This window comes from Tenacibaculum haliotis (genome assembly GCF_025215075.1).
Taxonomy (GTDB): domain Bacteria; phylum Bacteroidota; class Bacteroidia; order Flavobacteriales; family Flavobacteriaceae; genus Polaribacter; species Polaribacter haliotis_B.
In genome coordinates this window covers 342665-367987 of the sequence record NZ_JAOBTH010000028.1, presented here as the reverse complement: position 1 = coordinate 367987, position 25323 = coordinate 342665, and the positions used below count along the sequence as shown (strand labels likewise).

Below are 25323 nucleotides of genomic sequence, written 5' to 3'. Positions count from 1 at the left end.
TAGTATTTCCTTCCCACATCAGGGCTTTATTTTAAATTGCCTTTTAGTTTCTTTATATAATCAATAACCAATGTCTTTTCAGATGTTGATAATTTTGCGTTTTTATGAATTAAGGTGTAAGATGAAAGTGGCATTTCATTGTTCTTAATCTGATTAATAATTGACTTTAATTTGCTATTCTTTCTTCTGGTTGAATACGTGTCCCAGTTATTAAAATTCAGCTCTTCTTTTCCATCGGCAATATGGTTTTCGAGAAACCAAGCAATGGGTTGAATTTTATTATACCAAGGATAGCTTGTATTATTACTGTGACAATCATAACAGGACGTTTGCAATAATGTATTGATATTTTTAGGTGTATTATTTACCAATAAAAAATCTGTTTTTGGTACGATATTACTTTGGTTTAGTTCTGTAGGCATAAACTGTATGCCTACAAAACACACCACTAAAACCAATGCTATGATTTTTACAATTTTCATTTAGTTAATCTCTTTTTGCACTTTACCACATTTCAGCATTTTACTACCGTAATAAGGATTTTTAATTTCCTTGTTCAAACTTAACCAAGCGCTGCCACCATCATACATTGGACAAAATTGTTGATATAAAGTATTTTTAGTACCGGTAATTGCAACCATATCCATAATATCCTTACTCAATGTTTTAAAATGTTCTCTTTGGTGATCTATTTCACTTCTACCAATATGTTCTGCGTGTTCTTTGGCATCTGTAATAATATCTTTAAGTTCTTTTTGCTGTTCAACAGTAAAACCATTTATTTCAAATTTGCTCAAACTATTGTTCAATTTATCGCCAGCTTTAGCAGCTTTGTTTTTGTCGGTTTCTACTAAAGCATCTTTAAGTATCATATAGTCTGCTAACACTTTTTGAACACCTGAATTTTGTGAATTATCATCCATCATATTATTGGATTTATCCATTTTGTTATGGTTCATTTCTGAATGAACTATGCTGTCTTGAGTATTCTCCTTTTTTGCATCTTTACAAGAAATTATTGTAAGATTTATTAAAGAGATTACTAAAATTGCTACTATTGTTTTTAAATATTTCATTTTTATTGTTTTAAATTATACTTGTTTTTAGTTGCTTAAATAATTGATGATTGTGGTTTGTAAATAATAAGTTTTAATCGATTCTATTTGATTCATTTGAAACTTTAATTGCAGTTCTTGAATGTCTAAAACATCATTAAAATCAATTGTTCCTGTTTCGTAACTTTTGATTAATATTTGCTCTGCATCATTAGCTTGCTTCAAATTTTTGGTTTGAGTTTTATAACTTATTCTTGCAGACACTCTTTCTTTTATTGCTTTATCTAAAAGCGTTTCCAAAGTATTTAAGCGTTCTTGTTTTTGTGCAGTAATTTCCTGCTGTTGTAACTCGTTTTGCTTTGTTTTCGATTTATATTTTTTATTAAATATTGGTATTGATAAAGACACCATTGGCATTACAATATCTTTTCCATTATCGCTAAAGTCCATATTTGGACGTTTCGCCACATTGATATAATCTAATCCAAAACCAATCATAGGACTGCTTTCTTTTTGGTTTAATAATTCTGATTGTTCAATGGATTTAAAGAGTTTATCATATTTTAATAATTCAGGATGCAATGCTAAATTTTCAAAAGTGATTTCAAAATCTTCAGAAGGCATATTTAATTTATCAACAACAACTATAGAAACCTCTTTTTCTCTATTTAAAAGTTTATTTAAGGTTGTTTGTTCTGCTAAAAATTGTTGTTGCAACACTTCTTTTAATTGTTGTAATTCATTTTGACGCATCTGTAATCGTAACACATCTACTGCTGAAGCTTTGCCAACTTCGACAGAAGTTAAAGCCATTGTTTCGTAAGTTTTTAAGAGTTCGATATTGTTAGTTAATACTTTTTGTTTTGCTTTATTAGTATATAACTTGTAATACGATTGTGATACCGAAACCATTAATTTACGTTTGGCAATTACAATATCTTCATATTTAGTTTCAGCTAAAGAACTTACATAATTTTCTCTTGCTGTTATTGAGCCAAACCAAGGCAACATTTGTTTTGCAGAAACTTTAAAGCGTTGGGCTCCAGTTCTTGTTTCTGGCTCACTTACAAAATAACCTACTCCAAATTCGGTATTTGGAATGGTATTAACTTCATTTACTTTTTCTGAAACTCTCTTGTGCTGTAACTCGAATTTTTGAATCTCTGGATTGTTTACCAAAGCTTCATCGATTAAAGTTTGTAATTCTTGTGCATTTCCTTTGAGAACAAAGAGAAAAGAAAAAAGAAAAAAGATTGTTTTTATATGTTTCATTTTGATGTTCTTTTTAGTTGAGCTTCTGCTTTCCAGCTGTATAAAACTGGTACTACAAATAAGGTGATTAAGGCAATTAGCATACCTCCAAAACTTGGTATTGCCATAGGAATCATAATATCACTACCACGACCTGTTGAGGTTAATACTGGTAATAATGCCAATATGGTTGTTGCAGTAGTCATTAAACACGGTCTAATACGTTTTTCTCCTGCTTCAACAACAGCTGCTCTGATTTGCTTTTTGTTTTTTGGTGTATTCCTTTCAAATATTTGAGTTAAGTACGTTGCCATAACTACACCATCATCGGTTGCAATTCCGAAAAGTGCAATAAAGCCTACCCAAACAGCAACACTCAAATTAATTGGATGCATCTGAAATAAATCACGCAGATTTTCGCCAAAAAAGTTGAAGTTTAAAAACCAATCTTGACCATATAACCAGATCATTAAAAAACCACCTGCAAAAGCAACTGCAATACCAGTAAATACCATTAATGATGTACCTACTGAACGGAATTGAAAATAGAGTATTAAGAAAATAATAGCCAATGCCAAAGGCACTACAACCGATAAAGTTTTTTCTGCTCTTATTTGATTTTCATAGCTTCCTGTAAATTGATAATTAACCCCTTTTGGTACTACCAATTCGCCTGAATCTATTTTTTGCTGAATTAAAGCTTGTGCATTTTCAACAACATTTACTTCTGCAAAGCCATCCATTTTATCGAATAATACATAGCCTACTAAAAAAGTATCCTCACTCTTAATAACTTGTGGCCCTTGTTCATATCTAATGGTTGCCAATTCGCTTAATGGTACTGGACTGCCTTTTTCAACTGGCACATAGATTTGCTTTAAATCGGTTGGATTAGCTCTTAATTCTCTTGGGTATCTAACACGTACTCCATAACGCTCCCTACCTTCAACAGTTTGGGTTAAAACCATACCACCAACAGCTACTTTTAGCACCTCTTGTACATCTTGTATAGATATACCATAACGTGCAATTTTTTCCCTATCAATATCAATAAGTAAATAAGGTTTTCCTACAATACGGTCTGCAAAAACAGCTTCGTCTTTTACACCATCAGCTTGTTTTAAAATTCCTTCTAACTGTACACCAAAGGCTTCAATTTGTTTTAAATCTTGACCTTTAACTTTTATTCCCATTGGTGCACGCATACCTGTTTGCAGCATTACCAATCGTGTTTCAATAGGTTGTAGTTTAGGTGCAGAAGTAACGCCTGGTAACTTGGTAACTTTTACAATGTCATTCCAAATATCGTTTGGTGATTTTATTTCTGGTCGCCAGTTTCGATAAAATTCGCCATTATTATCTTCTATTAATTGCGACCTTTCTACAGCGCTCAAAGTGACATTTTCTGTATTATTAGGATTAGCGATGAAACGTCCATCTTTTAATTCAAATAAACCATCATTATTTACTTTGTAACGTTGACGTTCTCCGTTTTTATTCAGCATATATTCTGATTTATACTGAATAATATTTTCATACATAGACAAAGGCGCTGGATCTAAAGCTGATTCTGTACGACCTGCTTTACCAACTACGGTTTTTATCTCTGGAATACTTGCTACAGCCATATCTAACTGTTGTAAAACACGTTTGTTTTCTTCGACTCCAGAATGTGGCATTGAAGTTGGCATTAATAAAAAAGAACCTTCATTTAAAGATGGCATAAATTCTTTGCCTGTATTTTTCATTATGAAAAAACCTGCTATTACAATAGCTGTTGGTATGGATAAGAATATTAGTTTATTGTTCAAACACCATTTTAAAATACGTGTATAATACCTTATGAATAATGAGAAAACACCTAATAAACCAAAGCAAATAATACTTACAAAAATGAGATTCCAAAAGATGCTTTTATCTACACCTAAAGGTCTCCAATATTCAGCTAATAAAAACACAATAGCAGATACAGATATGATAATATTAATAAGATTTGCTTGTTTTTCGCTTATCATTTTTTGAACACTTAATAGTGTTGTAACTCCAAAAGCTACCAAGATTAAACCTAACCAATAACCATAGACTGTGGCAATAATTCCTAATGCTATTAAAACCCCATTTAAAACATATTTGAAATTGGTTTTAATGTTTTTCTTTTTAAATAAAAATGCAGCAAAGGGTGGAATTAAAAACAACGCTACAATAATTGAAGCTGTTAAAGCAAATGTTTTAGTAAAGGCTAATGGTCTGAATAATTTTCCTTCAGCTCCAATCATTGTAAATACAGGAATAAAACTTATAATGGTTGTCATAACTGCTGTTACAATTGCTCCAGATACTTCTGCTGTTGCGTTGTAAACCACATTATTTATAGGCAGTTTATCTTTGTTTTCATCTAAATGCCTAATGATGTTTTCTGAAAGTATTACACCTACATCTACCATTGTACCAATAGCAATAGCGATACCTGATAAAGCCACAATATTAGCATCTACACCAAAGAGTTTCATTGCTATAAAAACCATTAATACAGCAACTGGTAGTAAGCCAGAAATCAATACAGAAGCTCGAAGATTAAATACCATAATGATTATAACTAAAATAGTAATTAGTATTTCTAATGTTAGGGCTTCATTAAGTGTCCCTAAAGTTTCCTGAATGAGTTCTGTTCTGTCATAAAAAGGAACAATAGTTACTTGTGAAGTTCTGCCATCGGCTAATACTTTTGAAGGTAGTCCTGCGCTTAATTCGTTAATTTTTTCTTTAACATTATTGATAACTTCCATTGGATTCGCACCATATCGCGCTACTACGACAGCACCAACAACTTCTGCACCTTCCTTGTCCAGTAATCCTCTTCGAGTTGCAGGACCTAAAGACACTTTTCCTATGTCTTTAATTTTAATCGCTGTGTAATCTTCGGAAGTAACTACTGCATTTTCTATGTCGGAAATAGATTTTACATAACCTAAACCTCTAACTAAATATTCGGCTTGATTAATTTCTAAAGTTTGTGCACCAATATCTTTATTACTTTCTTTTACTGCTTTTACAATATGATGTAAACCAATATTGTATTGACGCATTAATTCCGGATTAACATCTACTTGGTATTCTTGTACATAACCACCAATTGATGCCACTTCTGATACGCCACTTGCAGACGATAGTGCATATTTAACATAGTAGTCTTGAATACTTCGTAATTCTTGTAAATCCCAACCACCTGTTACATTTCCGTTTTCATCACGACCTTCTAATGTGTACCAAAAAATTTGCCCTAATCCTGTGGCATCTGGACCCAAAGCAGGATTAACACCTTCGGGTAATAATCCGCTTGGTAACGAGTTGAGTTTTTCTAATATTCTACTACGACTCCAGTAAAACTCAATATCTTCTTCAAAAATGATATAGATACTTGAAAAGCCAAACATAGACGAACTACGAATGGTTTTTACTCCTGGAATACCGAGTAAAGATGTTGTTAATGGATAGGTTATTTGGTCTTCTATATCTTGTGGTGAACGACCATCCCATTTAGTAAATACTATTTGTTGGTTCTCTCCAATATCGGGAATAGCGTCTACAGCTACAGGGTTACTTGGTAAAAATCCTGTTTCCCAATTAAATGGTGCATTTACCGTTCCCCAGCCTATAAAGAGAACAAGTAATAATACTGCTACGAGTTTATTTTCTATTAAAAATTTGATGCTTTTATTTAGCATTGTCTTTGATTATTAAACAGTTAGACATAGGTGTTAAGAAAACACCGAATACAAAAAATCATCCTTATGACATACAGCCATAGGATAAAACAGTCTAATGTTTAAAAATCAAATTAAATAAGTCTCGTCAATCTTGAAGATTTGCTTGACGACAAGTGGTGGTTCGTATTCTTCGAAAGAAGATACGTTATTATCTAACCCTTCAAAAAGGTTAATGTAAGTATATACGAAAGAAGCAATAAATACCTGCTGCTCAAAAGTAATTTTATCAACTTGAAGTTGTAATTCATTTTGACCATCAACAGCTAATTGTTCATCACTACAACAATTCTTTTTTGTTATAGAACACCCATCAGTTAATGGGTTTTCCATTTCCATTCCACAGGTTTCTGCTTTATGGAATATAGCTGTATCCATTAAAGTATCTCCACAATAGTGCATATCTACAGTAAATGACATTGTAGAAAATAACACTACAAAAGCCATTAAAAGTGACATTATTTTATGGAATACTTGTTTCATATTGAAAACAAAGGTATAAAATTTAATTCAATTTGAATAGATTTTAACTTTGCTTTAAATAAAACTTGATTGGTTTTTGGTTGTTTTTACACCTTTCTCAAATTTTGCTCTTAATGTTTTCATATCATCACTTACCTTACGTTCAATCACTTTAGCATAAATTTGTGTTGTTGAAATGCGAGAATGACCTAAAAGTTTAGATACTGTTTCAATAGGTACGCCATTACTTAAAGTTACTGTTGTAGCAAATGTATGTCGTGCCAGATGAAATGTTAGATTCTTTTCTATTCTGCATAAATCTGCTATTTCTTTTAAATAAGCATTTAATTTTTGGTTTGACATTTTTGGAAATACAGTAGCATTTGCTAATGATTTTGGATTTTCTTTATACTTATTAATTAAAGTAAGTGCTTTAGGTAGTATAGGAATTCGTAAGGCATTGTTTGTTTTCTCTCTTTTCATAATTAACCACAACTCGCCATCTATACCATAATTAATATCACTTGCTGTTAAGTTTATTACATCAATATAACTCAAGCCGGTGTAACAGGCGAAAACAAATAGATCCTTTACTAATTGTAGTCTTTCAATTGAATAATCTTTTTCTTCAATTTCGTTCAATTCCATTTCAGTTAAATAGCCTCTTTCTACTTTTACAAATTTAGATTTGAAGTTTATAAACGGATCTCTTTCAATCCATTCCAGTTTATAAGATAGTGTAATCATTTTTCTAAAGCGTTCAATATGCTTCATTACAGTATTGTTACCCATTGGTTTTTGGTGATCTGTGGGTGTGAAATTTCTTAAGTATTTTTCAAACTTTAAAATGAAATTATAATCCAATTGCTTTAAATACATATCTGTAACTTTATATTTTACAAAAATGAAATCTGCAATGTACCCTTGTGTTGTGAAGTAATTTTTTTGAGTACCCCATTTGAGTTTCCCTACCATATCTTCATTATGATATTTTATGATATCATTTAAAGAATAATTTTGTTCATCTTCTTTTAGGTAACGAGCCTTAACGGTTTGAGCTGAAGTAATCTTACCTTCGGATTTTAATTCGTTTTTGGATTGGTGAAGCTCTGAAGATACCTGGTCCAAATATGCGTTAATAATTCGAGCCTCTTGGTTGGTTCCTTTTACTTTGTTTTTGGCAGAGCTCCAAAATTCAATTTTAATTTTTCGTTTGAGGCTAATTTCTGCTCTTTTCCCATTTACCGTTATACGTGCATAAAGAGGTGCTTTTCCATTTTTAGCTTTTGATAGTTTGAGCCAAAACAGAATACTAAACGTTGTCGAAGTTTTCATATCTTTCGTCTTTAGTTAAACATTTGTTTACTGACGAAAGTCAAATCAATAATTCGGTTACCTATATACCTATTATAAAATGGTAACCGAATAGGTCACTTTTTTAATCAAATAATATCAAATCTTATGATTGCTTAAAAATCATAAAACCTCGATAATCTTACGATTACCAAGGTTTTGATGTTAATTGATTATTAATTTTGTCGGGGTGGCAGGATTCGAACCTGCGACCTCCTCGTCCCAAACGAGGCGCGATGACCGGGCTACGCTACACCCCGAATAATTATCGGTGTGCAAATGTATAAAAAATAAATACATCTGAAACAAAAAATAATAGAAATTTTTAAAACGTAAGATAATTTTAGTTTATCGTCTAATAATCAAAATATATATCAAAAAAATACATTAGCAATAAAAAAAAATTACATTTGTAATACTATAAAAACTTAAACGATGGCAGAGAAAATTAAATGTTTGATTATTGGTTCAGGACCAGCAGGATATACAGCAGCAATATATGCCGCGAGAGCAGATATGAAACCAGTTATGTATACTGGAATGCAAATGGGAGGACAGTTAACTACAACTACTGAAGTAGATAATTACCCAGGTTACCCAGATGGAACCGATGGAACGGCAATGATGAATGATTTACAAAAACAAGCGGAACGTTTTGGAACAGATGTTCGTTTTGGAATGGTTACTAAAGTTGATTTAAGTACAGAGGTTGGAGGGGTTCATAAAGTTATTGTTGATGAAACTATTGAGATAGAGGCTGAAACAATAATTATTTCAACAGGCGCAACAGCTAAATATTTAGGATTAGAAAGTGAACAACGTTTAATTGGTGGTGGAGTTTCGGCTTGTGCTACTTGTGACGGTTTCTTTTATAAAGGACAAGATGTTATTGTTGTGGGAGCTGGAGATACAGCTGCAGAAGAAGCAACGTATTTAGCAAACATTTGTAATAAAGTTACAATGCTAGTGCGTAAAGATCATATGAGAGCCTCAAAGGCTATGCAACACCGTGTTGAAAAAACTTCAAATATCGAAGTGTTATACAATACTGAGTTAGATGAGGTTTTAGGGAAAGATGTTGTAGAAGGTGTTCGTGTTGTAAACAATCAAACAAAAGATAAAAAAGAAATCGCTGTTACAGGAGCTTTTATAGCGATTGGACATAAACCAAATTCTGATTTATTTAAAGGTGTTTTAGATATGGATGAAGTAGGGTATTTAATAACCAAAGGAAAATCAACCAAAACAAATTTACCTGGAGTTTTTGCAGCGGGTGATATTCAAGATAAAGAATACCGTCAGGCAGTTACAGCGGCAGGTTCAGGTTGTATGGCAGCTTTGGATGCTGAACGTTATTTAGGTGCTTTAGAATAAGGAATTAAGTTATATTAAAGGATAAAAAAGAGCTTACCAAATTGGTAAGCTCTTTTTTTATGAATATTATGATTATCAGTAACAAATAGGAATTGTCAATCTGAATTCATTTCAGGTTCTCATCCTAAATTAGGATCTAGCATTGTAATAAGATTCCGTGATAAATTCAGAATCATGTTGTTATTATAGCTTTAAACGGATGTTTATGTTTAATAATTTTGATCTTCTAATGATTTTGTAATAGCAGATTTTATATCACCTGTATGCTTCGTTGTTTTACTTTCAATAAGGATAATATGACATTCATTTTTTGCAGAAACACGATGATTTATTCCTTTTTTAACAACAAATAAATCTCCTTTGTTCATTGTAAAACTCGGTTCGTTTTTAATTTCCATCAATAAAGAACCTTCTGAAATAAAAAATAATTCATCTTCGTTTTCATGATTATGCCAAGGAATATCTTCTCCTTTAATCTTCGCTAACTTTACATATTGATCATTAACTTCGGATATTATTTTAGGAGAAAAATAATTTTCTATAGTTTTAAATTCTTCATTTATATTCATAATTAAATACTTTTAACAAAATCTAAGAAAACTTTTTGATGTAATTCTAAATCCATGTTTGGTGATAAGGCTACTCTTGCAATATAATCTTTATCGCCTTCTTTAGTGGTTCCTTGCGTTGAGGTAGCAGGAATCGTCCAATAACAACCTTTTAATTGTCCGTAACTTACACAATATTTACTTTCAGTAGGGATTTCAGTAATCATTAAATTGATTAACTTTAAGTTTAATTCCCTTTTATAAATTTCTCTTTCTTCATCGTTATTTCCTTTTGTTGGAAGATCTAAAGAAAAAACAGAAGGTGTAAATCCTTCACTAGCTAATTCATCTGAAACAAAATTTATTTTAGCAGCCGGTAAAACATCCTGAATAAAATTCACAAATTCTCGTGTGTTTTTATAAGCATCAATAATTCGTTGATTCATTGATGGTAATTGCTTTGCTAATATCTCATATTGAAGCGCTGTAGCTTCGTTATCGCAAAGTGTAAGATGAATTGCTATTTTATCAATTAAAGTAGTAGTTTTTTCATTTCCTACACAGTAACCCGCCGTACATTTTCCGCCACTTGGAAATTTAGATCCACTAGCAAAAGAAATTGTTCTTACTGTTGATAGAATTTCATTTTCACCTAAAAAATGAACATTCGGACAAAATGTTTGATCTAATATAAAAACAGGGTCTATAGCGATAGCCCCAGTAGATGTTGTACGTTGCTTACTTAAAACTTCTTTTAATTTGATAAGGTCAGGAACTTCAACTCTTGGGTTGGTAGGTATTTCGGCAATAATATATGGTATTGCATCTTGAGATGCAGCTTCAGCTAAAACAATTTCAATACTTTGTACCATATCGTTATCCCCATCAACAGGTAAATCAACAACTGTTACATTTTTTATACAGGCAGCAACACGCCTTGCTTGGTCATTGGTACCACCATAACAATTTGGAGGAACAATAATTTGAATCCTCTTTCCTTCGTGTTTTTCAAGAGCATCGTGAACCAATCCCATTAAAATAGCATATTGAATGGATAATCCGCTTGAAGCAACAAGTGCTTTTGTGGTTGTGCCAGTAATGGTGTTAATTGAGTTTAAAACCGCTGTTTTGTTGGTGTCAACTGTGTTTTTATTATTAATAACAGCTTGTTCAACGAACGATTGTAAAACAACCAAAGAATTAGCTGGAGTCATGGCAATAGTTTCCCTTCTTCTTACATGCTGAATATCCGAAATGTAAGCGTTATTTTGTTCACCATTAATAAGTAAAGTACTTCCAAGGTTTTCATAAATATTGATGAAAAAATCAACATTTGTATTAAGACCATTTGCTGTTATTTTTTCTTGTTGAGAAACAAAAACAGTACTTCCGTTAAATTCAGAAACCTCATTTGCGTTATTAACTTTTTTTAACTCAAATTTATAACCGTAAATATTTCTGATTATTTCAGTATCGAAACAAGTTGGTAATTTACCCGAATAACAAATTTGTGTATTTTTATTGGCAATTAAATTTTTTCTTAGAATAGCTAAAAGAGGCATCGTTTTAGAGTCAAAACTGATTACATTTTCTGATTTTAAATTGTTTAAGATTGCAATTCCCCATTCTAAAACACAAGATAATGGATGTCCTAATCGAATATAATCATACGCCGTAGGTAATTCATTTAATGAGATCGATTCAGAATTGTTGTTAGTAAATAAAATTTCAAACTGTTCTAAAAACTGTGTTTTAGCCAATTTTTCATCATAAATATCTAGTCGATGTGTTGTTGTACTCAACCAACCAGTTGGCATGTTTTTTAACACCTCTTTAATATAATTTAGCATTTTATTGTCTCGCATAATATTCGCCTTTTAATAGATGGCAAGATAGGTTAATTAGATTTTTTTAAAAAAGTTACTAGATATTTTGTTACACTTTTTCTCCATTGCTTAAGTAGTCTAATAAAAGAAAGTTACTTACAATTCTTTAACATTTATAACAGTGTATTTTAATAGTGGTTTCTGATTTTTTAGTAGGACGAAGACTTATAAAAAATAAAAAGCTTACAAATTAATGTAAGCTTTAAGTGATGTGTATAATAAATTATTATTTTCAATACAGCTGTTACTTGGTGTTTCAACAAATTTTGAGTTTTATTTTCGTTTAACAGAAAAAAAACCTCAAAATAAGAGAAAGTTTAAGCATCGTTAAGATTTAATTATTAGAATTTTCAACTTCTAGTAACATTTCATTTAGTTTTTTTCTGTTGAGCCATTTTCCTTTAATAACGACACCTAAAATTGTTTTTGTATTTTTAATATCTTCTAAAGGGTTTTTATCCAAAAGAACTATATCTGCTAGTTTTCCTTCAGTAATTGTACCGCTTAGAGCAATAGTATTTAAATAACGAGCTGGGTTTACAGTTGCTGTTTTTAAGGTTTCGTATGTTGACAGACCTGAGCTATGTATCAGCTCTAATTCATGATGAAGTGAAAAACCAGGAAGAAATAATCCATAAGTATCACTTCCAGCCATTAATGGCACTCCTTGATTGTGTAGTCTTAATGTGAAATCTTTTTGCCATTTTAATTCTTTTTCAAGTCTCGCTAATGATTCTTTTGTGGTAAACCATGAATTTGTTCTATAGTTTATTTTGTCAGATTTCCAATAACTTGAATAATGATTCGGAAGGTATTTTAAATTGTCATCTTCAATAAGTTTAGAGAACTTTTTTTTATCTGAATAACGACTTATCATTTGGAAAATTCCTAAAGTAGGAGATACATAAATGCCACTTGTTTTAATCTCTTTTACAGCTTTTTCAAGGAAATCTATTGAGGTTTTTTGTTCACTATTAAAAATGTTCATAAATTCCTCTACGTGAGCTATAGATTTCATTCTTAAAGAAAATTCTAAAGGCAATCTTCGTTGACCATGACCTACAACTTCAATGTTTTCTTTTTGAGCAAGTTCTAATAATTTTAAATAAATATTTTTGGGTAAATTATCTGCAATTTTTAAATAATCATAACCTTTTTCTTTATGTTGATTAATTACTTTTTCAACGGCATCTATTGTGCTTAAATCTTTTTTTTTCAGATATGGTCCTGTGGTATAATAATGAGGTGATAAGATTCTCTTTTTTTTAGAATTTTCTCTTATTTTAATGTGATCTTGACCAGGGTACTCGGCCATATTTCTGGCGGATGTAATACCGTTTGCAATTAAGAGTTTAAATTCATTTTCAATATTATTTTGTAAATGATAGTGAGTTTCTACTAATCCAGGAATTAAATATTTACCAGAGGCTTCTATTTTAATGTCTATCTTATTTGTAGTTTTCTGAGAAGCAGGTTCTATTTTTAAGATTTTACCATTACTTATAATCACTCTATGGTTTATAAGAATAGTTTCGGTATTCATTGGTATCACATTCACGTTCTCAAAAGAAATTACTTTTGTCTGAGCATTGCAAATGAATATTGAAATAAAAAATAAGAGGAATAAGTTGTTCTTAAGTGTGTGCATAATTTTTAATATTTATGGACAAAATTAAGTGCTTATTTATTTTTTGAAGTTCGGTTTTAGTAACTTTTAAGAATATAGAACCTATTTATTTCTGAACTCATTGGGAGTTAACCCTGTTTCTTTTTTGAAGTTTGTATAAAAAGATGTTTTTGAATTGAATCCACATTCTAAACCAATAGAAAGTAAACTGTATTGATTAAAAGTTGAACTCTTAATCATTTCTTTTACACTCTTTACTCGGTAAGAGTTAACAAGCTCTGTAAAACTATATGATGTATTGCTTTTTATAATTTGAGAGAGGTATCCACTACTTATCTCAAGTTCTTCAGCTACTTTATCTCTACTTAAATTAGGGTTATGATGTATTTTATTTTCTTCAAGTAAAATTACTAATTTTTGAAAATGTGGATTTTCATTAACTTTAAAATCGGAAGATTTACTTGGTCTTTTTTTTAAGATAGTACGTATTTCGTATTGATCATTTGATAATTTAAACTGATATAGGCCTTTGTAAATTAACCAATAAATAAATACCGAGCTAAAGGACCATAAATAAGTTAATGGTAGTTTCTCTGAATATATAAATCGATATGTTTCTAATAATACTCCATAAAATATTATCAGTGAAAATATTATCCAAAGATATTTTAACCATTTTTCGTTTCGATTGCTTTTTTTTATGAAAGTGTATTTATATGAAAGTATAATCATATAAAGTGGAAAAATTATAGATATAAGACTAATACACTTGTAAAATAAATAAATATTATTTTCAATTAATATAGGGAGATTATATAAATGAAGTACTGTACTAAAAGATATAATAGTATTTGATAAACTAAGAATTAAAAAAGGAATAAATAGAATCGTTAATTTGACAGGTTTTATTATAAACAAACTTGATGTTTTATAAAAAAAAATGAAATATGTTAAAGGGTACAGAAACTGCCAAAGAAGAAAATCTGTAATATTTATAATTGCAGGATTGGTTCCTATATCCCAAAACCAATTATTCAATCCTACAATTGCTATTATTAACAAAGTAATTCCTAAAAATTTATTATTTGGACTTTTAAAAAATTTTGATAATAAAATAATTAAACTTAGCGTAAAACAATGAAGTATAGCAATAAGTGCAAAAATTTCTAAAAATGAGATTTTCATCGATTGTATAATAGTGGTGTTTAGAGTTGAAATTAAATGATAATACGTTATATGACTAGTTTTATTTCACTTAATTTACTTTTAGCTTGTTCAGCTTTAAGTTTAAATAGGAAGTTTTTTTTATGAATTTAAAAGTAATATAAGTTTTTGATATGTCAAAACAAAAAGACCGCCAAAAATTAATTTGACGGTCTTTTAAACAAACAACTAAATTCTAAAACCTATAAAGTTATAGAAGTTTTTTAACAGCTTACAATATGTAAACTGTAATTTATTATTAGAAACAGTATTTATTTTCTGCTTTTAATTTTTCTGCAATTGTATTACGTAACTCAACTACGTTAGGGTAGTTTGCATACTTTGTAAAACGCTTAAGCCCCATTAACATCATACGTTGCTCATCACCTTCAGCAAAAGAAACGATTCCTTCTTTAGCATTTTTGATGATAACATCTACTGCATTATATAAATATAACTGTGTCATAGCAATTTGCTCTTTTTGAGAAGCTTCACCAGAACGCTTTGCATTCTTTTCAGTTCTTAAAATTGCAGATTCTGCCATGTACACTTTAATTAATATGTTAGAAGCAGCATTTAATAATTGTTGGTGCTCTTCTAATTCAGGACCATATTTTTGAATGGCACCACCGGCAACCATTAAGAATACTTTTTTAAGCTTCGCGATGATTTCTTTTTCTTCAGCAAATAACTCAGAATAATCAGGGGTATCAAAAGAAGGAATACCTAATAATTCGTTACCAACAGCTGTTGCTGGTCCTAATAAATCAACATGACCTTTCATTGCTTTCTTTACTAACATACCAACAGAAAGTAATCTGTTAATTTCGTTAGTTCCTTCGTAAATACGAGCAATACGAGCATCTCTCCAAGCAGATTCCATTGGAGTTTCTTCAGAGAATCCCATTCCTCCGAAAATCTGAATTCCTTCGTCAGCACAAGATTGTACATCTTCAGAAACAGCAACTTTTAAGATAGAACATTCAATAGCGTATTCTTCAACACCTTTTAATTCAGCATCTTGATGAGAGTTTCCTTCAGATTCACGAATAGCAATTCTGTCTTCAATGTTTTTAGCAGCTCTGTATGATGCAGATTCACCTACATAAGCATTAGCAGCCATTTCTGCTAATTTTAATTTAATAGCTCCAAATTCTGCAATAGGAGTTTTAAATTGCTTACGTTCGGTAGCGTATTGTGTTGCGTAATTGATGACTCTTCTTTGAGAATCTAAACAAGCAGCAGCTAATTTAATACGACCTACGTTTAATGCATTCATAGCGATTTTAAATCCACCACCACGAACAGATAACATGTTTTCAACAGGAACTAAAGTATCACTAAAAAATACCTGACGTGTAGAAGATGCACGAATACCTAATTTGTGTTCTTCTTCACCTAAAGTTACTCCGTTAGGATTTGCTTTGTCATATTCTAAAATGAAACCAGTAATGTTTTTATCATCACCAATACGCGCAAAAACGATAAAAATCTCAGCAAAACCTGCATTCGAAATCCACATTTTTTGACCGTTAATTTTATAGTTTTTTCCGTCTTCAGTTAACTCAGCAGTAGTTTTACCAGAGTTAGCATCTGATCCAGCACCTGGCTCTGTTAAACAGTAAGCCCCAAAACGCTCACCCATTGCTAAAGCAGGAACAAATTTTTGTTTTTGTTCTTCGGTACCGTATAAAGTAATTGGCATAGTACCAATACCCGTATGTGCACCAAAAGCAGTACTAAAAGATCCTGTTCCACTTGAAATATAATCACACGTTAACATGGTAGAAACAAACCCCATTCCTAATCCGCCATAAGCTTCAGGAACTGAAACACCTAAGAAACCTAAAGCACCAGCTTTACGCATAGTCTCTTCGGTTAAAGCATAATCTTTCTTTTCAAAACGTTCTTTGTGAGGAATGATTTCGCGATCGTTAAACTCCATAACCGCTTCTTTCATCATTTTTTGCTCTTCAGAAAAATCTTCTGGAGTAAAAATATCTTCACACTTTGTTTCTTTAACTAGGAATTGACCTCCTCTTAATAAATCTGCCATTTTTGTTTTGTTTTTTTTGTTAGTTTAAGAATTCGAAAATACCAGCAGCACCTTGCCCAGTACCTACACACATCGTTACCATTCCGTATTTCCCTTGCATATTACGCTTGCGCATTTCATCAAATAATTGAACTGATAATTTTGCACCAGTACAACCTAGTGGATGTCCTAATGCAATTGCTCCACCATTTACGTTAATGATATCTGCATCTAATCCTAATTCACGAATTACAGCTAATGATTGAGAAGCAAATGCTTCATTCAATTCAATTAAGCTAATATCTTCTTGTTTTAATCCTGCTTGTTTTAATGCTTTTGGAATTGCAGCTACAGGTCCGATTCCCATAATTCTAGGAGGAACACCAGCGGCAGCATAACTTACCATACGAGCAATTGGCTTCAAGTTTAATTCCTTCACCATATCTTCACTCATAACCATTAAAAATGCAGCACCATCACTTGTTTGAGATGAGTTACCAGCAGTAACACTTCCGCCTGTAGCAAATACAGGACGTAAACGTTCTAAGCCAGCAATGTTTGATCCCTTACGAGGTCCTTCATCTTTAGTTACTGTATATTCTCTTGTTGCACGTTTTCCTTTTGCATCAACATAAGTTTCTTCAACTTTAATTGGTACTATCTGATCTTGAAAACGGTTTTCTTCTTGTGCTTTTAATGCTTTTAAATGAGATTGTAAAGCAAACTCATCTTGGTCTTTACGAGAAATATTGTACTTATTGGCAACTTCTTCTGCAGTATTTCCCATTCCCCAGTAATAATCTGCATGACCTGCAGCAACTGTATCGTAGTTTAATTCTGGTTTAAAACCTGTCATTGGTACAGAACTCATACTTTCAGCTCCACCTGCAATAATACATTCAGCCATTCCTGATTGAATTTTTGCAACTGCCATACTAATAGTTTCTATTCCTGATGAACAAAAACGGTTTACGGTTACTCCAGGAACATCTTCAGTTTTTAATCCCATTAAAGAAATTAAACGAGCCATGTTTAAACCTTGAGAACCTTCTGGCATTGCATTACCAACGATTACATCATCAATACGACTTTTGTCAAAATCAGGTAACTGCTCCATCATATATTCGATAGTTTCAGCAGCTAACTCATCAGCTCTTTTAAATCTGAACGCACCTCTTTTAGACTTTGCTATGGCGGTTCTATATCCTTTTACTATATATGCTGTTTTCATCTTTTAGTTTCTTAATGGTTTACCAGTTTTTAACATGTGTTGAATACGCTCTAATGTTTTGCGCTCTGTACATAAACTTAAAAATGCTTCGCGTTCTAAGTTTAATAAATACTGTTCAGAAACTTTTGTTGGTTCTGATAAATCTCCACCAGCCATTACGTAGGCTAATTTATTTGCAATTTTTTGATCGTGTTCTGAGATAAACTTACTTGCTTGCATAGAATCGGTAGCTACCATAAATGCACCTAATGCTTGTTTACCAAGTACTAATACATCTTTACGAGCAGCAGGTTGCGTGTAACCAGCTTCAGCCATTAATACTGCATGCTTTTTAGCTTCAGCAATCTGACGTTCTCTGTTTACAACAACAACATCTTTTCCTTTTTGTAATAAACCTAAGTCGTAAGCTTCGTAAGCAGAAGTACTTACTTTAGCCATACCAATGGTTAAGAAATATTCTTGCAATACATTTAATTGAACATCTCCTGTACGGAAAGTGTCTGATGCACGTAATGCCATTTCTTTAGAACCACCACCACCAGGAATAACTCCAACTCCGAACTCTACTAATCCCATATAGGTTTCAGCAGCGGCTACAACTTTATCGGCATGTAAAGATAATTCACATCCACCACCTAAAGCCATTCCATGTGGAGCTGATATTGTAGGAATTGAAGAATAACGCATGCGCATCATTGTATCTTGAAAATACTTGATAGCCATATTTAATTCGTCATATTCTTGCTCTACAGCCATCATGAAAATCATTCCGATATTAGCACCAACTGAGAAGTTTGCTCCTTGGTTACCAACTACTAATCCTTGAAAGTCTTTTTCAGCTAAATCAACTGCTTTATTTAATCCAGCTAAAACATCGCCACCAATAGTGTTCATTTTAGATTGGAATTCACAGTTTAAGATACCGTTTCCTAAATCTTCAATAACAACACCTGAGTTTTTAAATACCTCGGTAGTTTTACGAATATTATCTAAGATGATAAATGAATCTTGACCCGGTTTTTTAGTTTGCGCTTTTGCAGGAACATCATAATAATAAGTAGCTCCTTCTTTTACTGTATAGAAAGAAGTCTCTCCTTTTGCTACCATTTCGGTAACCCAAGCAGCAGGTTCTTTTCCTTCAGCTTTCATTAATTCGATACCTTTTTCTACACCTACAGCATCCCAAATTTCGAAAGGGCCATTTTCCCAACCGAAACCAGCTTTCATAGCATCGTCAATCTTATATAATTCGTCAGAAATTTCTGGAATTCTATTTTGAACATACGCAAACATTGCTGCGAAGTTTTTACGGTAAAATTCTCCCGCTTTATCTTTTCCACTAACTAATACTTTAAAGCGATCAATTGGTTTATCAATAGTTTTTGTTAATTCTAAAGTAGCAAATTTTGCACGCTTTTTAGAACGATATTCCATCGTATCTAAATCTAACGTTAAGATTTCTTTCTTTCCTTCAGCATTTACTGATTTCTTATAGAATCCTTGTTTAGTTTTGCTTCCTAACCATTTGTTTTCCATCATGGTATTGATGAAACCTGGTAGTTTGAATAAATCGTGTGCTTCGTCGTTAGGACAGTTTTCATAAATACCATTAGCAACATGTACTAAAGTATCTAAACCAACAACATCAACAGTTCTAAAAGTAGCTGACTTTGGACGTCCAATTACTGGCCCTGTTAATTTATCAACTTCTTCAACAGTTAATCCTAATTCTTTTACTTGGTGAAATAAAGATTGAATTCCGAAGATTCCAATTCTGTTTCCAATAAAAGCTGGAGTATCTTTAGCTAATACGGAAGTTTTTCCTAAAAATTTAGAACCATAATCCATTAAGAAGTCAGTAACTTCTTGTTTACAGTTTGGACCTGGAACAACTTCAAATAATTTTAAATAACGAGGAGGGTTAAAAAAGTGCGTTACTGCAAAGTGTTTTTGAAAATCTTCACTTCTTCCTTCGTTCATAAATTTGATAGGAATTCCTGAAGTGTTAGAAGTAATTAAAGTACCAGGAGTACGATATTTTTCTAATTTTTCGAAAACGATTTTCTTAATATCTAATCGTTCAACAACAACTTCCATAATCCAATCTACATCCGCAACTTTAGCAATGTCATCTTCTAAATTTCCAGTAGTAATTCTACTTGCAAATTCTTTTTTATAAATAGGAGATGGTTTCGATTTTAAAGAAGCAGTTAACGCATGATTTACCAAACGATTACGAACAGCTTTGTCTTCTAACGTAAGTCCTTTTGCCTTTTCTTTGTCGTTAAGTTCTCTAGGAACGATGTCTAATAATAAGACTTCAACGCCAATGTTAGCAAAATGACAAGCAATACCGCTTCCCATAATTCCAGAACCGACGATTGCTACTTTTTTAATTCTTCTTGTCATTTGTTTATAGGTTTGTTTTTATACAGCTTTTTTATTAGTATCGTTATATACCGTTTTTTCTGTAATAAGTTTGTTTATGGTGGTTGTTACTTTAAAAAATAAATCCAATTCTTCTTCAGTAATGTGTTTTCGTACTTCGTTGTTAAATTGATATACATGTCCTTTAGAAATTTCACGCATTTCTTTACCATAATCTGTTAGTTTTATGATAACACTTCTTCCGTCAGTAGGGCTTTTTTCTCTACAAATAACCCCTTTATCTTCCATTGTTTTTAATAATCTAGAAAGACTCGTTGGTTCCATTCCCATTAAAGGACCTAAAGCAGTTGATGGAGTTCCGTTTTCAAAATCTATATTCAATAAAACAAAAGCAGTTGCCATCGTACTGTCATGCTTTGCAGCTTGTTCGTTGTACATTTTTGCAACAGCTTGCCAAGTGGCTCTAAGTTGATGATCTATCGATTTATCTTTATCCATGTGAAGCCAAAGATATAAAAATTTATTATGCATGCATAGTAAATTTGAAAAAAGTTATGCATGCATAGTAAATTTAACATTCAATTAATATGTAACGTTTGTGGTAAAGTAGTTACTAATCAGTATAAAAATATGTAAGTTTGTCATTACTGGTTCTAGAGAAACAGCAGTAAATAAATCATGAAATCGATGAGTAATTTATTAGAAATTAATAATGTAGTAAAGCGTTATGGCGATTATACAGCATTAAATAATGTGTCATTACAAATACCTAAAGGAAGTGTTTTTGGACTTTTAGGGCCTAACGGAGCAGGAAAAACATCTTTAATTAGGATTGTAAATCAAATTACAATGCCAGATAGTGGGGAGATTATTTTAGACGGAGAAAAATTAGCGCCCAATCATATAGAATATATTGGTTATTTACCAGAAGAGAGAGGTTTGTATAAATCGATGAAAGTTGGAGAGCAAGCTTTGTATTTAGCACAATTAAAAGGATTGAGTAAATCGGAAGCCAAAAAACGATTGAAATATTGGTTTGATAAATTTGATATTGGTGCTTGGTGGAATAAAAAGATTGAAGAACTTTCTAAAGGAATGGCGCAGAAAATACAGTTTATAGTAACAGTATTACATCAGCCTAAATTATTAATTTTTGATGAACCTTTCTCTGGTTTCGATCCTATAAATGCACAATTAATTGCTAAAGAAATTTTACAATTACGTGATGAAGGAGCTACTATCATATTTTCTACCCATAGAATGGAGTCTGTTGAAGAAATGTGTGATTATATTGCTTTAATTGATAAATCTAATAAAATTTTAGATGGTAAATTAGATGATGTAAAAAAGGATTTTAGAACAAATACCTTTCAAGTTGGTGTAAACACCGCAAATCCAAAAGAGGTTGAAACGAAGTTAAAAGAAAGTTTTAATGTCTTACCAGCTGATTTTAAATTATTAAATGATGGTTTAAAATTAAATGTACAGTTAACAAAAGGAAACTCAGCAAATGATTTATTATCTTTTTTAACAACCCAAGGACAAGTGCAGCATTTTGTTGAATTAATACCAAGTGCCAATGATATTTTTATCCAGGCAGTAAATAAAAATAGTTAAAGGATGAGTAAATTACGATTAATTATAGCACGCGAATTTATAGCTAAGGTTAGAAATAAATCGTTTATAATGATGACTTTTTTAAGTCCATTATTAATGATTGGTATGGGGGCATTGGTTTTTTTCTTGATGAAAAAGAACGATGAAAAGGTAAAGAAAATAGTATACGTTGATGAATCTGGATTGTTCTCTAAAGACGTTTTTAAAGATTCAAAAACGATTAAATACGAAGATTTTACGGCGCTCGGAATCGAAGATTCTAAAAAGAAAGTAGAAGAAGGCGATTATTATGGAGCGCTATACATTCCTAAAAAAGATAGTTTAGAGGTGTTGGCAAATTCAATTGAGTTTTTCTCAAAAGATTCGCCAAGTATGTCTGTTATGGGAAATTTAGAAAGCAAAGTTGATAAAAAGTTACGTAATGAAAAATTAACAAAATTCGGAATTGATTTAGCGCAAATAAAAGCATCTAAAATAGCTTCGGATATTAAAATGTTTAATTTCTCTGGAGAAAAATCATCTAAATTAATTAATGGATTAAAAATTGCCATGGGTGGTTTGGCTGGTTATTTATTAATGATGTTTGTTATGATTTACGGTACTTCTGTAATGCGAAGTGTTATTGAAGAGAAAACAAGTAGAATTATTGAAGTTATAGTTTCGTCTGTAAAACCTTTTCAATTAATGTTAGGGAAAATTATAGGAAATGCATCCGCAGGTTTATTACAGTTTTTTATCTGGGGGATTTTGTTCTTTGTACTTAGTTTAATTATTTCTTCGGTTTTCGGAATTGATATGATGGAGATGCAAACAGCTAAAGTACCTGCAGAACAATTAGACGCAATGAAGCAAGCATCCGAAGGAAAAGGAGAAATGATTATTCAAGAAATATTTAGATTGCCTTTGGTAAAAATGTTCTTTTTATTTATTTTCTATTTCTTAGGGGGGTATATGTTGTATAGTTCATTATTTGCAGCAGTAGGAGCAGCGGTAGATAACGAAACGGATACGCAACAATTTATGATGCCAATAATGTTGCCTTTAATTTTAGGAGTATATGTTGGTTTTGCAACAGTAATGAATGACCCTCACGGACCAGTTTCAATAATTTTCTCATACATTCCTTTTACGTCACCAATTGTAATGTTAATGCGTATTCCGTTTGGCGTAGCTTGGTGGGAAATTGCAATTTCAATGTTACTATTAATTCTTACTTTTATGGTAATTGTATGGGTTGCAGCAAAAATTTATCGTGTAGGGATATTAATGTATGGTAAAAAACCAACCTACAAAGACTTATGGAAGTGGATGCGTTATAATGGATAAATAATTTTTTATAATGAAAGATATATTAAAAGAGATTACAAGTTTTTTAAATATTAAAGTCCCTTTAGGAGGGAAGGAAATAGATATAACAATAAAAACAATTTTATTGTTAATTATAGCTTTTCTAATAGTAAAATTCATACTTAAGTATTTTAAAAAATTTGTAAAGAACAGATTAGAAGAAGAAGACAAAAATAAATTCAATACCATTTTTTCTTTTGCAAGTTGGTTGCTTTATTTGATCGTTTTTTCAATAAGTTTATCTTCTGCAGGAGTTAACTTAAGCGCAATATTAGTAGCGTCTTCAGCATTATTAATTGGTATTGGTTTAGCATTACAAACTTTTTTTCAAGATATTATTTCTGGTGTTTTTATTATCCTAGATAAAAGTGTTCATGTTGGTGATATTATTGAATTAGATGGTAAAGTAGGTAGAGTAGAAGAAATAAAATTACGTACAACTCGGGCAGTAACAATTGATAACAAAGTGCTGGTAATTCCTAATCATAAATATTTAACTAACAGTTTGTATAACTGGACACAAAACGGAACTACAACCCGTGAGAACGTTAAAATAGGAGTGGCGTACGGTAGTGACATCCAGTTGGTTAAAGAGTTGTTGTTAAAAGCAGCAAAAGAACATCCAAAAGTTTTTCAACATCCAGCTCCTTTAGTTGTTTTTGAGAATTTTGGAGATAGTGCTTTAGAGTTTAAGTTAATCTTTACATTAAACGATAGTTTTCAGGCACAGATACCACAGAGTGAAATCCGTTTTAAAATAGACGAATTGTTTAGAGAAAACAACATTTCAATTCCATTTCCTCAAAGAGATATTCATATTATTAAAGCGTAATTTCGGTTGGCGCGGTTATTGTAATCTATAAAAAAATAAATTAAAGAAGAATGTCAAAAATATTAATCATAGAAGACGAAGCGGCAATCCGTAGAGTGTTAAAAAAAATAATATCAGAAGAAAATGATGCTTACGAGGTTGAAGAAGCTGAAGATGGATTGGTAGGTATCGAAATGATTAAAAATAAAGACTACGATTTGGTTTTATGCGATATTAAAATGCCAAAAATGGACGGTGTTGAAGTATTGGAAAAAGCAAAAAAAATAAAGCCTGAAATTCCGATGGTAATGATTTCTGGTCACGGAGATTTAGATACTGCGGTAAATACCATGCGTTTAGGAGCATTTGATTATATTTCTAAACCACCAGATTTAAATCGATTATTAAATACAGTGCGCAATGCATTGGATAAAAAAGAATTGGTTGTAGAAAACAAGCGATTAAAGAAAAAGGTAAGTAAAAGTTACCAAATGATTGGTGAAAGTGATGCAATTACGCACATTAAAGAAATCATTGAAAAAGTAGCTGCTACCGACGCTAGAGTTTTAATTACTGGGCCAAACGGAACAGGAAAAGAATTAGTAGCACATTGGTTGCATGAAAAATCAGACAGAGCAAAAGGTTCAATGATTGAAGTGAATTGTGCTGCGATTCCGTCTGAATTGATAGAAAGTGAGTTGTTTGGTCACGTAAAAGGATCTTTTACAGGTGCTAATAAAGACCGTGCAGGAAAGTTTGAAGCTGCTAATGGCGGAACTATTTTTTTAGATGAAATTGGCGATATGAGTTTGTCTGCGCAAGCGAAAGTATTGCGTGCTTTACAAGAAAATAAAATTCAACGTGTAGGTTCTGATAAAGACATAAAAGTAAATGTACGTATCGTAGCAGCGACAAATAAAGATTTAAAAAAGGAAATTGCAGAAGGTAGATTTAGAGAAGATTTATACCATCGTTTAGCAGTAATTCTAATTAAAGTACCTGCTTTAAATGACCGAAGAAACGATATCCCTTTATTGGTAGATTTCTTTTCTGAGAAAATATCAACAGAGCAAGGAATGCCAAAGAAAGGGTTTTCGAGTAGTGCTATAAAATTACTGCAAGCCTATGATTGGACAGGTAATATTCGTGAATTGCGAAATGTAGTTGAACGTTTAATTATTCTTGGAGAAAAAGAAGTTTCTGAAAACGATATCAAGTTATTTGCAAGTAAATAGTTTAAATCGATTTCACTCAAATAGAACTATAAGTAAAATTGATATTGAAATCAAAAATTAGCATCAATTTTTTTCTTTTCTACTTGTTTAGCTTGGTATATTTGTGGTATCAAAAATGAGTAAAAATCAATAAAAA

20 protein-coding genes and 1 tRNA gene are annotated in these 25323 nt (G+C 31.5%); 6 read left to right on the top strand and 15 right to left on the bottom strand.

The features are described from left to right. Positions 1–26 precede the first annotated feature (26 nt). The 7 genes from N2251_RS11280 to N2251_RS11250 form a co-directional block, all read right to left on the bottom strand. Positions 27–482 carry a heme-binding domain-containing protein gene (locus N2251_RS11280; protein WP_068704614.1) on the bottom strand — a complete coding sequence of 152 codons (456 nt, stop codon included), beginning with the start codon at positions 480–482 and terminating at the stop codon, positions 27–29. Further along, on the bottom strand, positions 483–1076 hold the full coding sequence (locus N2251_RS11275) for a DUF3347 domain-containing protein (RefSeq protein WP_242176719.1): 594 nt from the start codon (positions 1074–1076) through the stop codon (positions 483–485). Positions 1077–1103: 27 nt separating this feature from the next. After that, positions 1104–2327, bottom strand: coding sequence for a TolC family protein (locus N2251_RS11270; protein WP_068704610.1), 1224 nt, complete (start codon positions 2325–2327; stop codon positions 1104–1106). Next, positions 2324–6031 carry an efflux RND transporter permease subunit gene (locus N2251_RS11265; RefSeq protein ID WP_068704609.1) on the bottom strand — a complete coding sequence of 1236 codons (3708 nt, stop codon included), beginning with the start codon at positions 6029–6031 and terminating at the stop codon, positions 2324–2326. The genes N2251_RS11270 and N2251_RS11265 overlap by 4 nt, the downstream gene beginning before the upstream one ends. A 108-nt stretch (positions 6032–6139) precedes the next feature. Then, positions 6140–6553, bottom strand: coding sequence for an HYC_CC_PP family protein (locus tag N2251_RS11260; RefSeq protein ID WP_068704607.1), 414 nt, complete (start codon positions 6551–6553; stop codon positions 6140–6142). A 54-nt stretch (positions 6554–6607) separates the two neighbouring features. Then, positions 6608–7867 carry a site-specific integrase gene (locus N2251_RS11255; protein WP_068704605.1) on the bottom strand — a complete coding sequence of 420 codons (1260 nt, stop codon included), beginning with the start codon at positions 7865–7867 and terminating at the stop codon, positions 6608–6610. 203 nt (positions 7868–8070) lie between these two features. Next, positions 8071–8145, bottom strand: a tRNA-Pro gene (locus tag N2251_RS11250). Between the two features lie 175 nt (positions 8146–8320). Between N2251_RS11250 and trxB the strand changes: the two genes are divergently transcribed. Next, a complete protein-coding gene (gene trxB, locus N2251_RS11245; RefSeq protein WP_260586810.1) occupies positions 8321–9259 on the top strand; it encodes a thioredoxin-disulfide reductase in 939 nt (312 codons plus the stop codon). Between the two features lie 209 nt (positions 9260–9468). Here trxB and N2251_RS11240 read toward each other — a convergent pair whose 3' ends face one another. From N2251_RS11240 to N2251_RS11225, 4 genes are all read right to left on the bottom strand, one after another. Beyond that, positions 9469–9828 carry a cupin domain-containing protein gene (locus tag N2251_RS11240; RefSeq protein WP_260586809.1) on the bottom strand — a complete coding sequence of 120 codons (360 nt, stop codon included), beginning with the start codon at positions 9826–9828 and terminating at the stop codon, positions 9469–9471. A gap of 2 nt (positions 9829–9830) precedes the next feature. Continuing rightward, positions 9831–11672 carry a PLP-dependent aminotransferase family protein gene (locus N2251_RS11235; protein ID WP_260586808.1) on the bottom strand — a complete coding sequence of 614 codons (1842 nt, stop codon included), beginning with the start codon at positions 11670–11672 and terminating at the stop codon, positions 9831–9833. A 355-nt stretch (positions 11673–12027) separates the two neighbouring features. Beyond that, positions 12028–13236: an amidohydrolase family protein gene (locus N2251_RS11230; RefSeq protein WP_260586807.1), complete on the bottom strand. Its 1209-nt coding sequence runs from the start codon at positions 13234–13236 to the stop codon at positions 12028–12030. 186 nt (positions 13237–13422) lie between these two features. Continuing rightward, on the bottom strand, positions 13423–14052 hold the full coding sequence (locus tag N2251_RS11225) for a helix-turn-helix domain-containing protein (protein WP_260586806.1): 630 nt from the start codon (positions 14050–14052) through the stop codon (positions 13423–13425). A 208-nt stretch (positions 14053–14260) separates the two neighbouring features. On the opposite strand from N2251_RS11225, the gene N2251_RS11220 reads away from it, so the two are divergent. Continuing rightward, positions 14261–14461, top strand: a complete 201-nt coding sequence (locus N2251_RS11220; protein ID WP_260586805.1) for a hypothetical protein — start codon at positions 14261–14263, stop codon at positions 14459–14461. A gap of 321 nt (positions 14462–14782) precedes the next feature. Here the strand turns inward: N2251_RS11220 and N2251_RS11215 are convergent, their stop codons facing one another. Genes N2251_RS11215 through N2251_RS11200 form a run of 4 tightly spaced genes read right to left on the bottom strand, consistent with a single transcriptional unit; the run spans position 14783 to position 20675 of the window. After that, a complete protein-coding gene (locus N2251_RS11215) occupies positions 14783–16579 on the bottom strand; it encodes an acyl-CoA dehydrogenase FadE (RefSeq protein ID WP_260586804.1) in 1797 nt (598 codons plus the stop codon). 19 nt (positions 16580–16598) lie between these two features. Further along, the gene (locus N2251_RS11210) at positions 16599–17789 is read right to left on the bottom strand and encodes an acetyl-CoA C-acyltransferase (RefSeq protein WP_260586803.1); all 1191 of its coding nucleotides are present in this window, start codon (positions 17787–17789) and stop codon (positions 16599–16601) included. 3 nt (positions 17790–17792) lie between these two features. Next, entirely contained in the window at positions 17793–20198 is a 2406-nt protein-coding gene (locus N2251_RS11205) for a 3-hydroxyacyl-CoA dehydrogenase/enoyl-CoA hydratase family protein (RefSeq protein ID WP_260586802.1), read from the bottom strand. A gap of 18 nt (positions 20199–20216) precedes the next feature. Next, entirely contained in the window at positions 20217–20675 is a 459-nt protein-coding gene (locus tag N2251_RS11200) for a MarR family winged helix-turn-helix transcriptional regulator (RefSeq protein WP_260586897.1), read from the bottom strand. A gap of 189 nt (positions 20676–20864) precedes the next feature. Here N2251_RS11200 and N2251_RS11195 point away from each other — a divergent pair, with 189 nt between their 5' ends. Genes N2251_RS11195 through N2251_RS11180 form a run of 4 tightly spaced genes read left to right on the top strand, consistent with a single transcriptional unit; the run spans position 20865 to position 25187 of the window. Further along, positions 20865–21794: an ABC transporter ATP-binding protein gene (locus N2251_RS11195; protein WP_260586801.1), complete on the top strand. Its 930-nt coding sequence runs from the start codon at positions 20865–20867 to the stop codon at positions 21792–21794. 3 nt (positions 21795–21797) lie between these two features. Beyond that, entirely contained in the window at positions 21798–23120 is a 1323-nt protein-coding gene (locus N2251_RS11190) for an ABC transporter permease (protein ID WP_260586800.1), read from the top strand. 13 nt (positions 23121–23133) lie between these two features. Beyond that, positions 23134–23973, top strand: coding sequence for a mechanosensitive ion channel family protein (locus tag N2251_RS11185; protein ID WP_260586799.1), 840 nt, complete (start codon positions 23134–23136; stop codon positions 23971–23973). A gap of 50 nt (positions 23974–24023) precedes the next feature. Continuing rightward, positions 24024–25187 (top strand): sigma-54-dependent transcriptional regulator, encoded by a 1164-nt coding sequence (locus tag N2251_RS11180; protein WP_260586798.1) that lies wholly within the window; start codon positions 24024–24026, stop codon positions 25185–25187. The last annotated feature ends 136 nt before the right edge of the window (positions 25188–25323 follow it).

Excerpts from the sequence above, each read along its gene's own strand:
- N2251_RS11180 (WP_260586798.1), top strand. The coding sequence starts at position 24,024 with ATGTCAAAAATATTAATCATAGAAGACGAAGCGGCAATCCGTAGAGTG.
- N2251_RS11280 (WP_068704614.1), bottom strand. The coding sequence starts at position 482 with ATGAAAATTGTAAAAATCATAGCATTGGTTTTAGTGGTGTGTTTTGTA.
- N2251_RS11190 (WP_260586800.1), top strand. The coding sequence starts at position 21,798 with ATGAGTAAATTACGATTAATTATAGCACGCGAATTTATAGCTAAGGTT.
- N2251_RS11205 (WP_260586802.1), bottom strand. The coding sequence starts at position 20,198 with ATGACAAGAAGAATTAAAAAAGTAGCAATCGTCGGTTCTGGAATTATG.
- N2251_RS11240 (WP_260586809.1), bottom strand. The coding sequence starts at position 9,828 with ATGAATATAAATGAAGAATTTAAAACTATAGAAAATTATTTTTCTCCT.
- N2251_RS11200 (WP_260586897.1), bottom strand. The coding sequence starts at position 20,675 with ATGGATAAAGATAAATCGATAGATCATCAACTTAGAGCCACTTGGCAA.
- N2251_RS11260 (WP_068704607.1), bottom strand. The coding sequence starts at position 6,553 with ATGAAACAAGTATTCCATAAAATAATGTCACTTTTAATGGCTTTTGTA.
- trxB (WP_260586810.1), top strand. The coding sequence starts at position 8,321 with ATGGCAGAGAAAATTAAATGTTTGATTATTGGTTCAGGACCAGCAGGA.
- N2251_RS11255 (WP_068704605.1), bottom strand. The coding sequence starts at position 7,867 with ATGAAAACTTCGACAACGTTTAGTATTCTGTTTTGGCTCAAACTATCA.
- N2251_RS11185 (WP_260586799.1), top strand. The coding sequence starts at position 23,134 with ATGAAAGATATATTAAAAGAGATTACAAGTTTTTTAAATATTAAAGTC.
- N2251_RS11225 (WP_260586806.1), bottom strand. The coding sequence starts at position 14,052 with ATGATTATACTTTCATATAAATACACTTTCATAAAAAAAAGCAATCGA.
- N2251_RS11230 (WP_260586807.1), bottom strand. The coding sequence starts at position 13,236 with ATGAATACCGAAACTATTCTTATAAACCATAGAGTGATTATAAGTAAT.
- N2251_RS11210 (WP_260586803.1), bottom strand. The coding sequence starts at position 17,789 with ATGAAAACAGCATATATAGTAAAAGGATATAGAACCGCCATAGCAAAG.
- N2251_RS11195 (WP_260586801.1), top strand. The coding sequence starts at position 20,865 with ATGAGTAATTTATTAGAAATTAATAATGTAGTAAAGCGTTATGGCGAT.
- N2251_RS11235 (WP_260586808.1), bottom strand. The coding sequence starts at position 11,672 with ATGCGAGACAATAAAATGCTAAATTATATTAAAGAGGTGTTAAAAAAC.
- N2251_RS11275 (WP_242176719.1), bottom strand. The coding sequence starts at position 1,076 with ATGAAATATTTAAAAACAATAGTAGCAATTTTAGTAATCTCTTTAATA.
- N2251_RS11270 (WP_068704610.1), bottom strand. The coding sequence starts at position 2,327 with ATGAAACATATAAAAACAATCTTTTTTCTTTTTTCTTTTCTCTTTGTT.
- N2251_RS11265 (WP_068704609.1), bottom strand. The coding sequence starts at position 6,031 with ATGCTAAATAAAAGCATCAAATTTTTAATAGAAAATAAACTCGTAGCA.
- N2251_RS11215 (WP_260586804.1), bottom strand. The coding sequence starts at position 16,579 with ATGGCAGATTTATTAAGAGGAGGTCAATTCCTAGTTAAAGAAACAAAG.
- N2251_RS11220 (WP_260586805.1), top strand. The coding sequence starts at position 14,261 with ATGAAATATGTTAAAGGGTACAGAAACTGCCAAAGAAGAAAATCTGTA.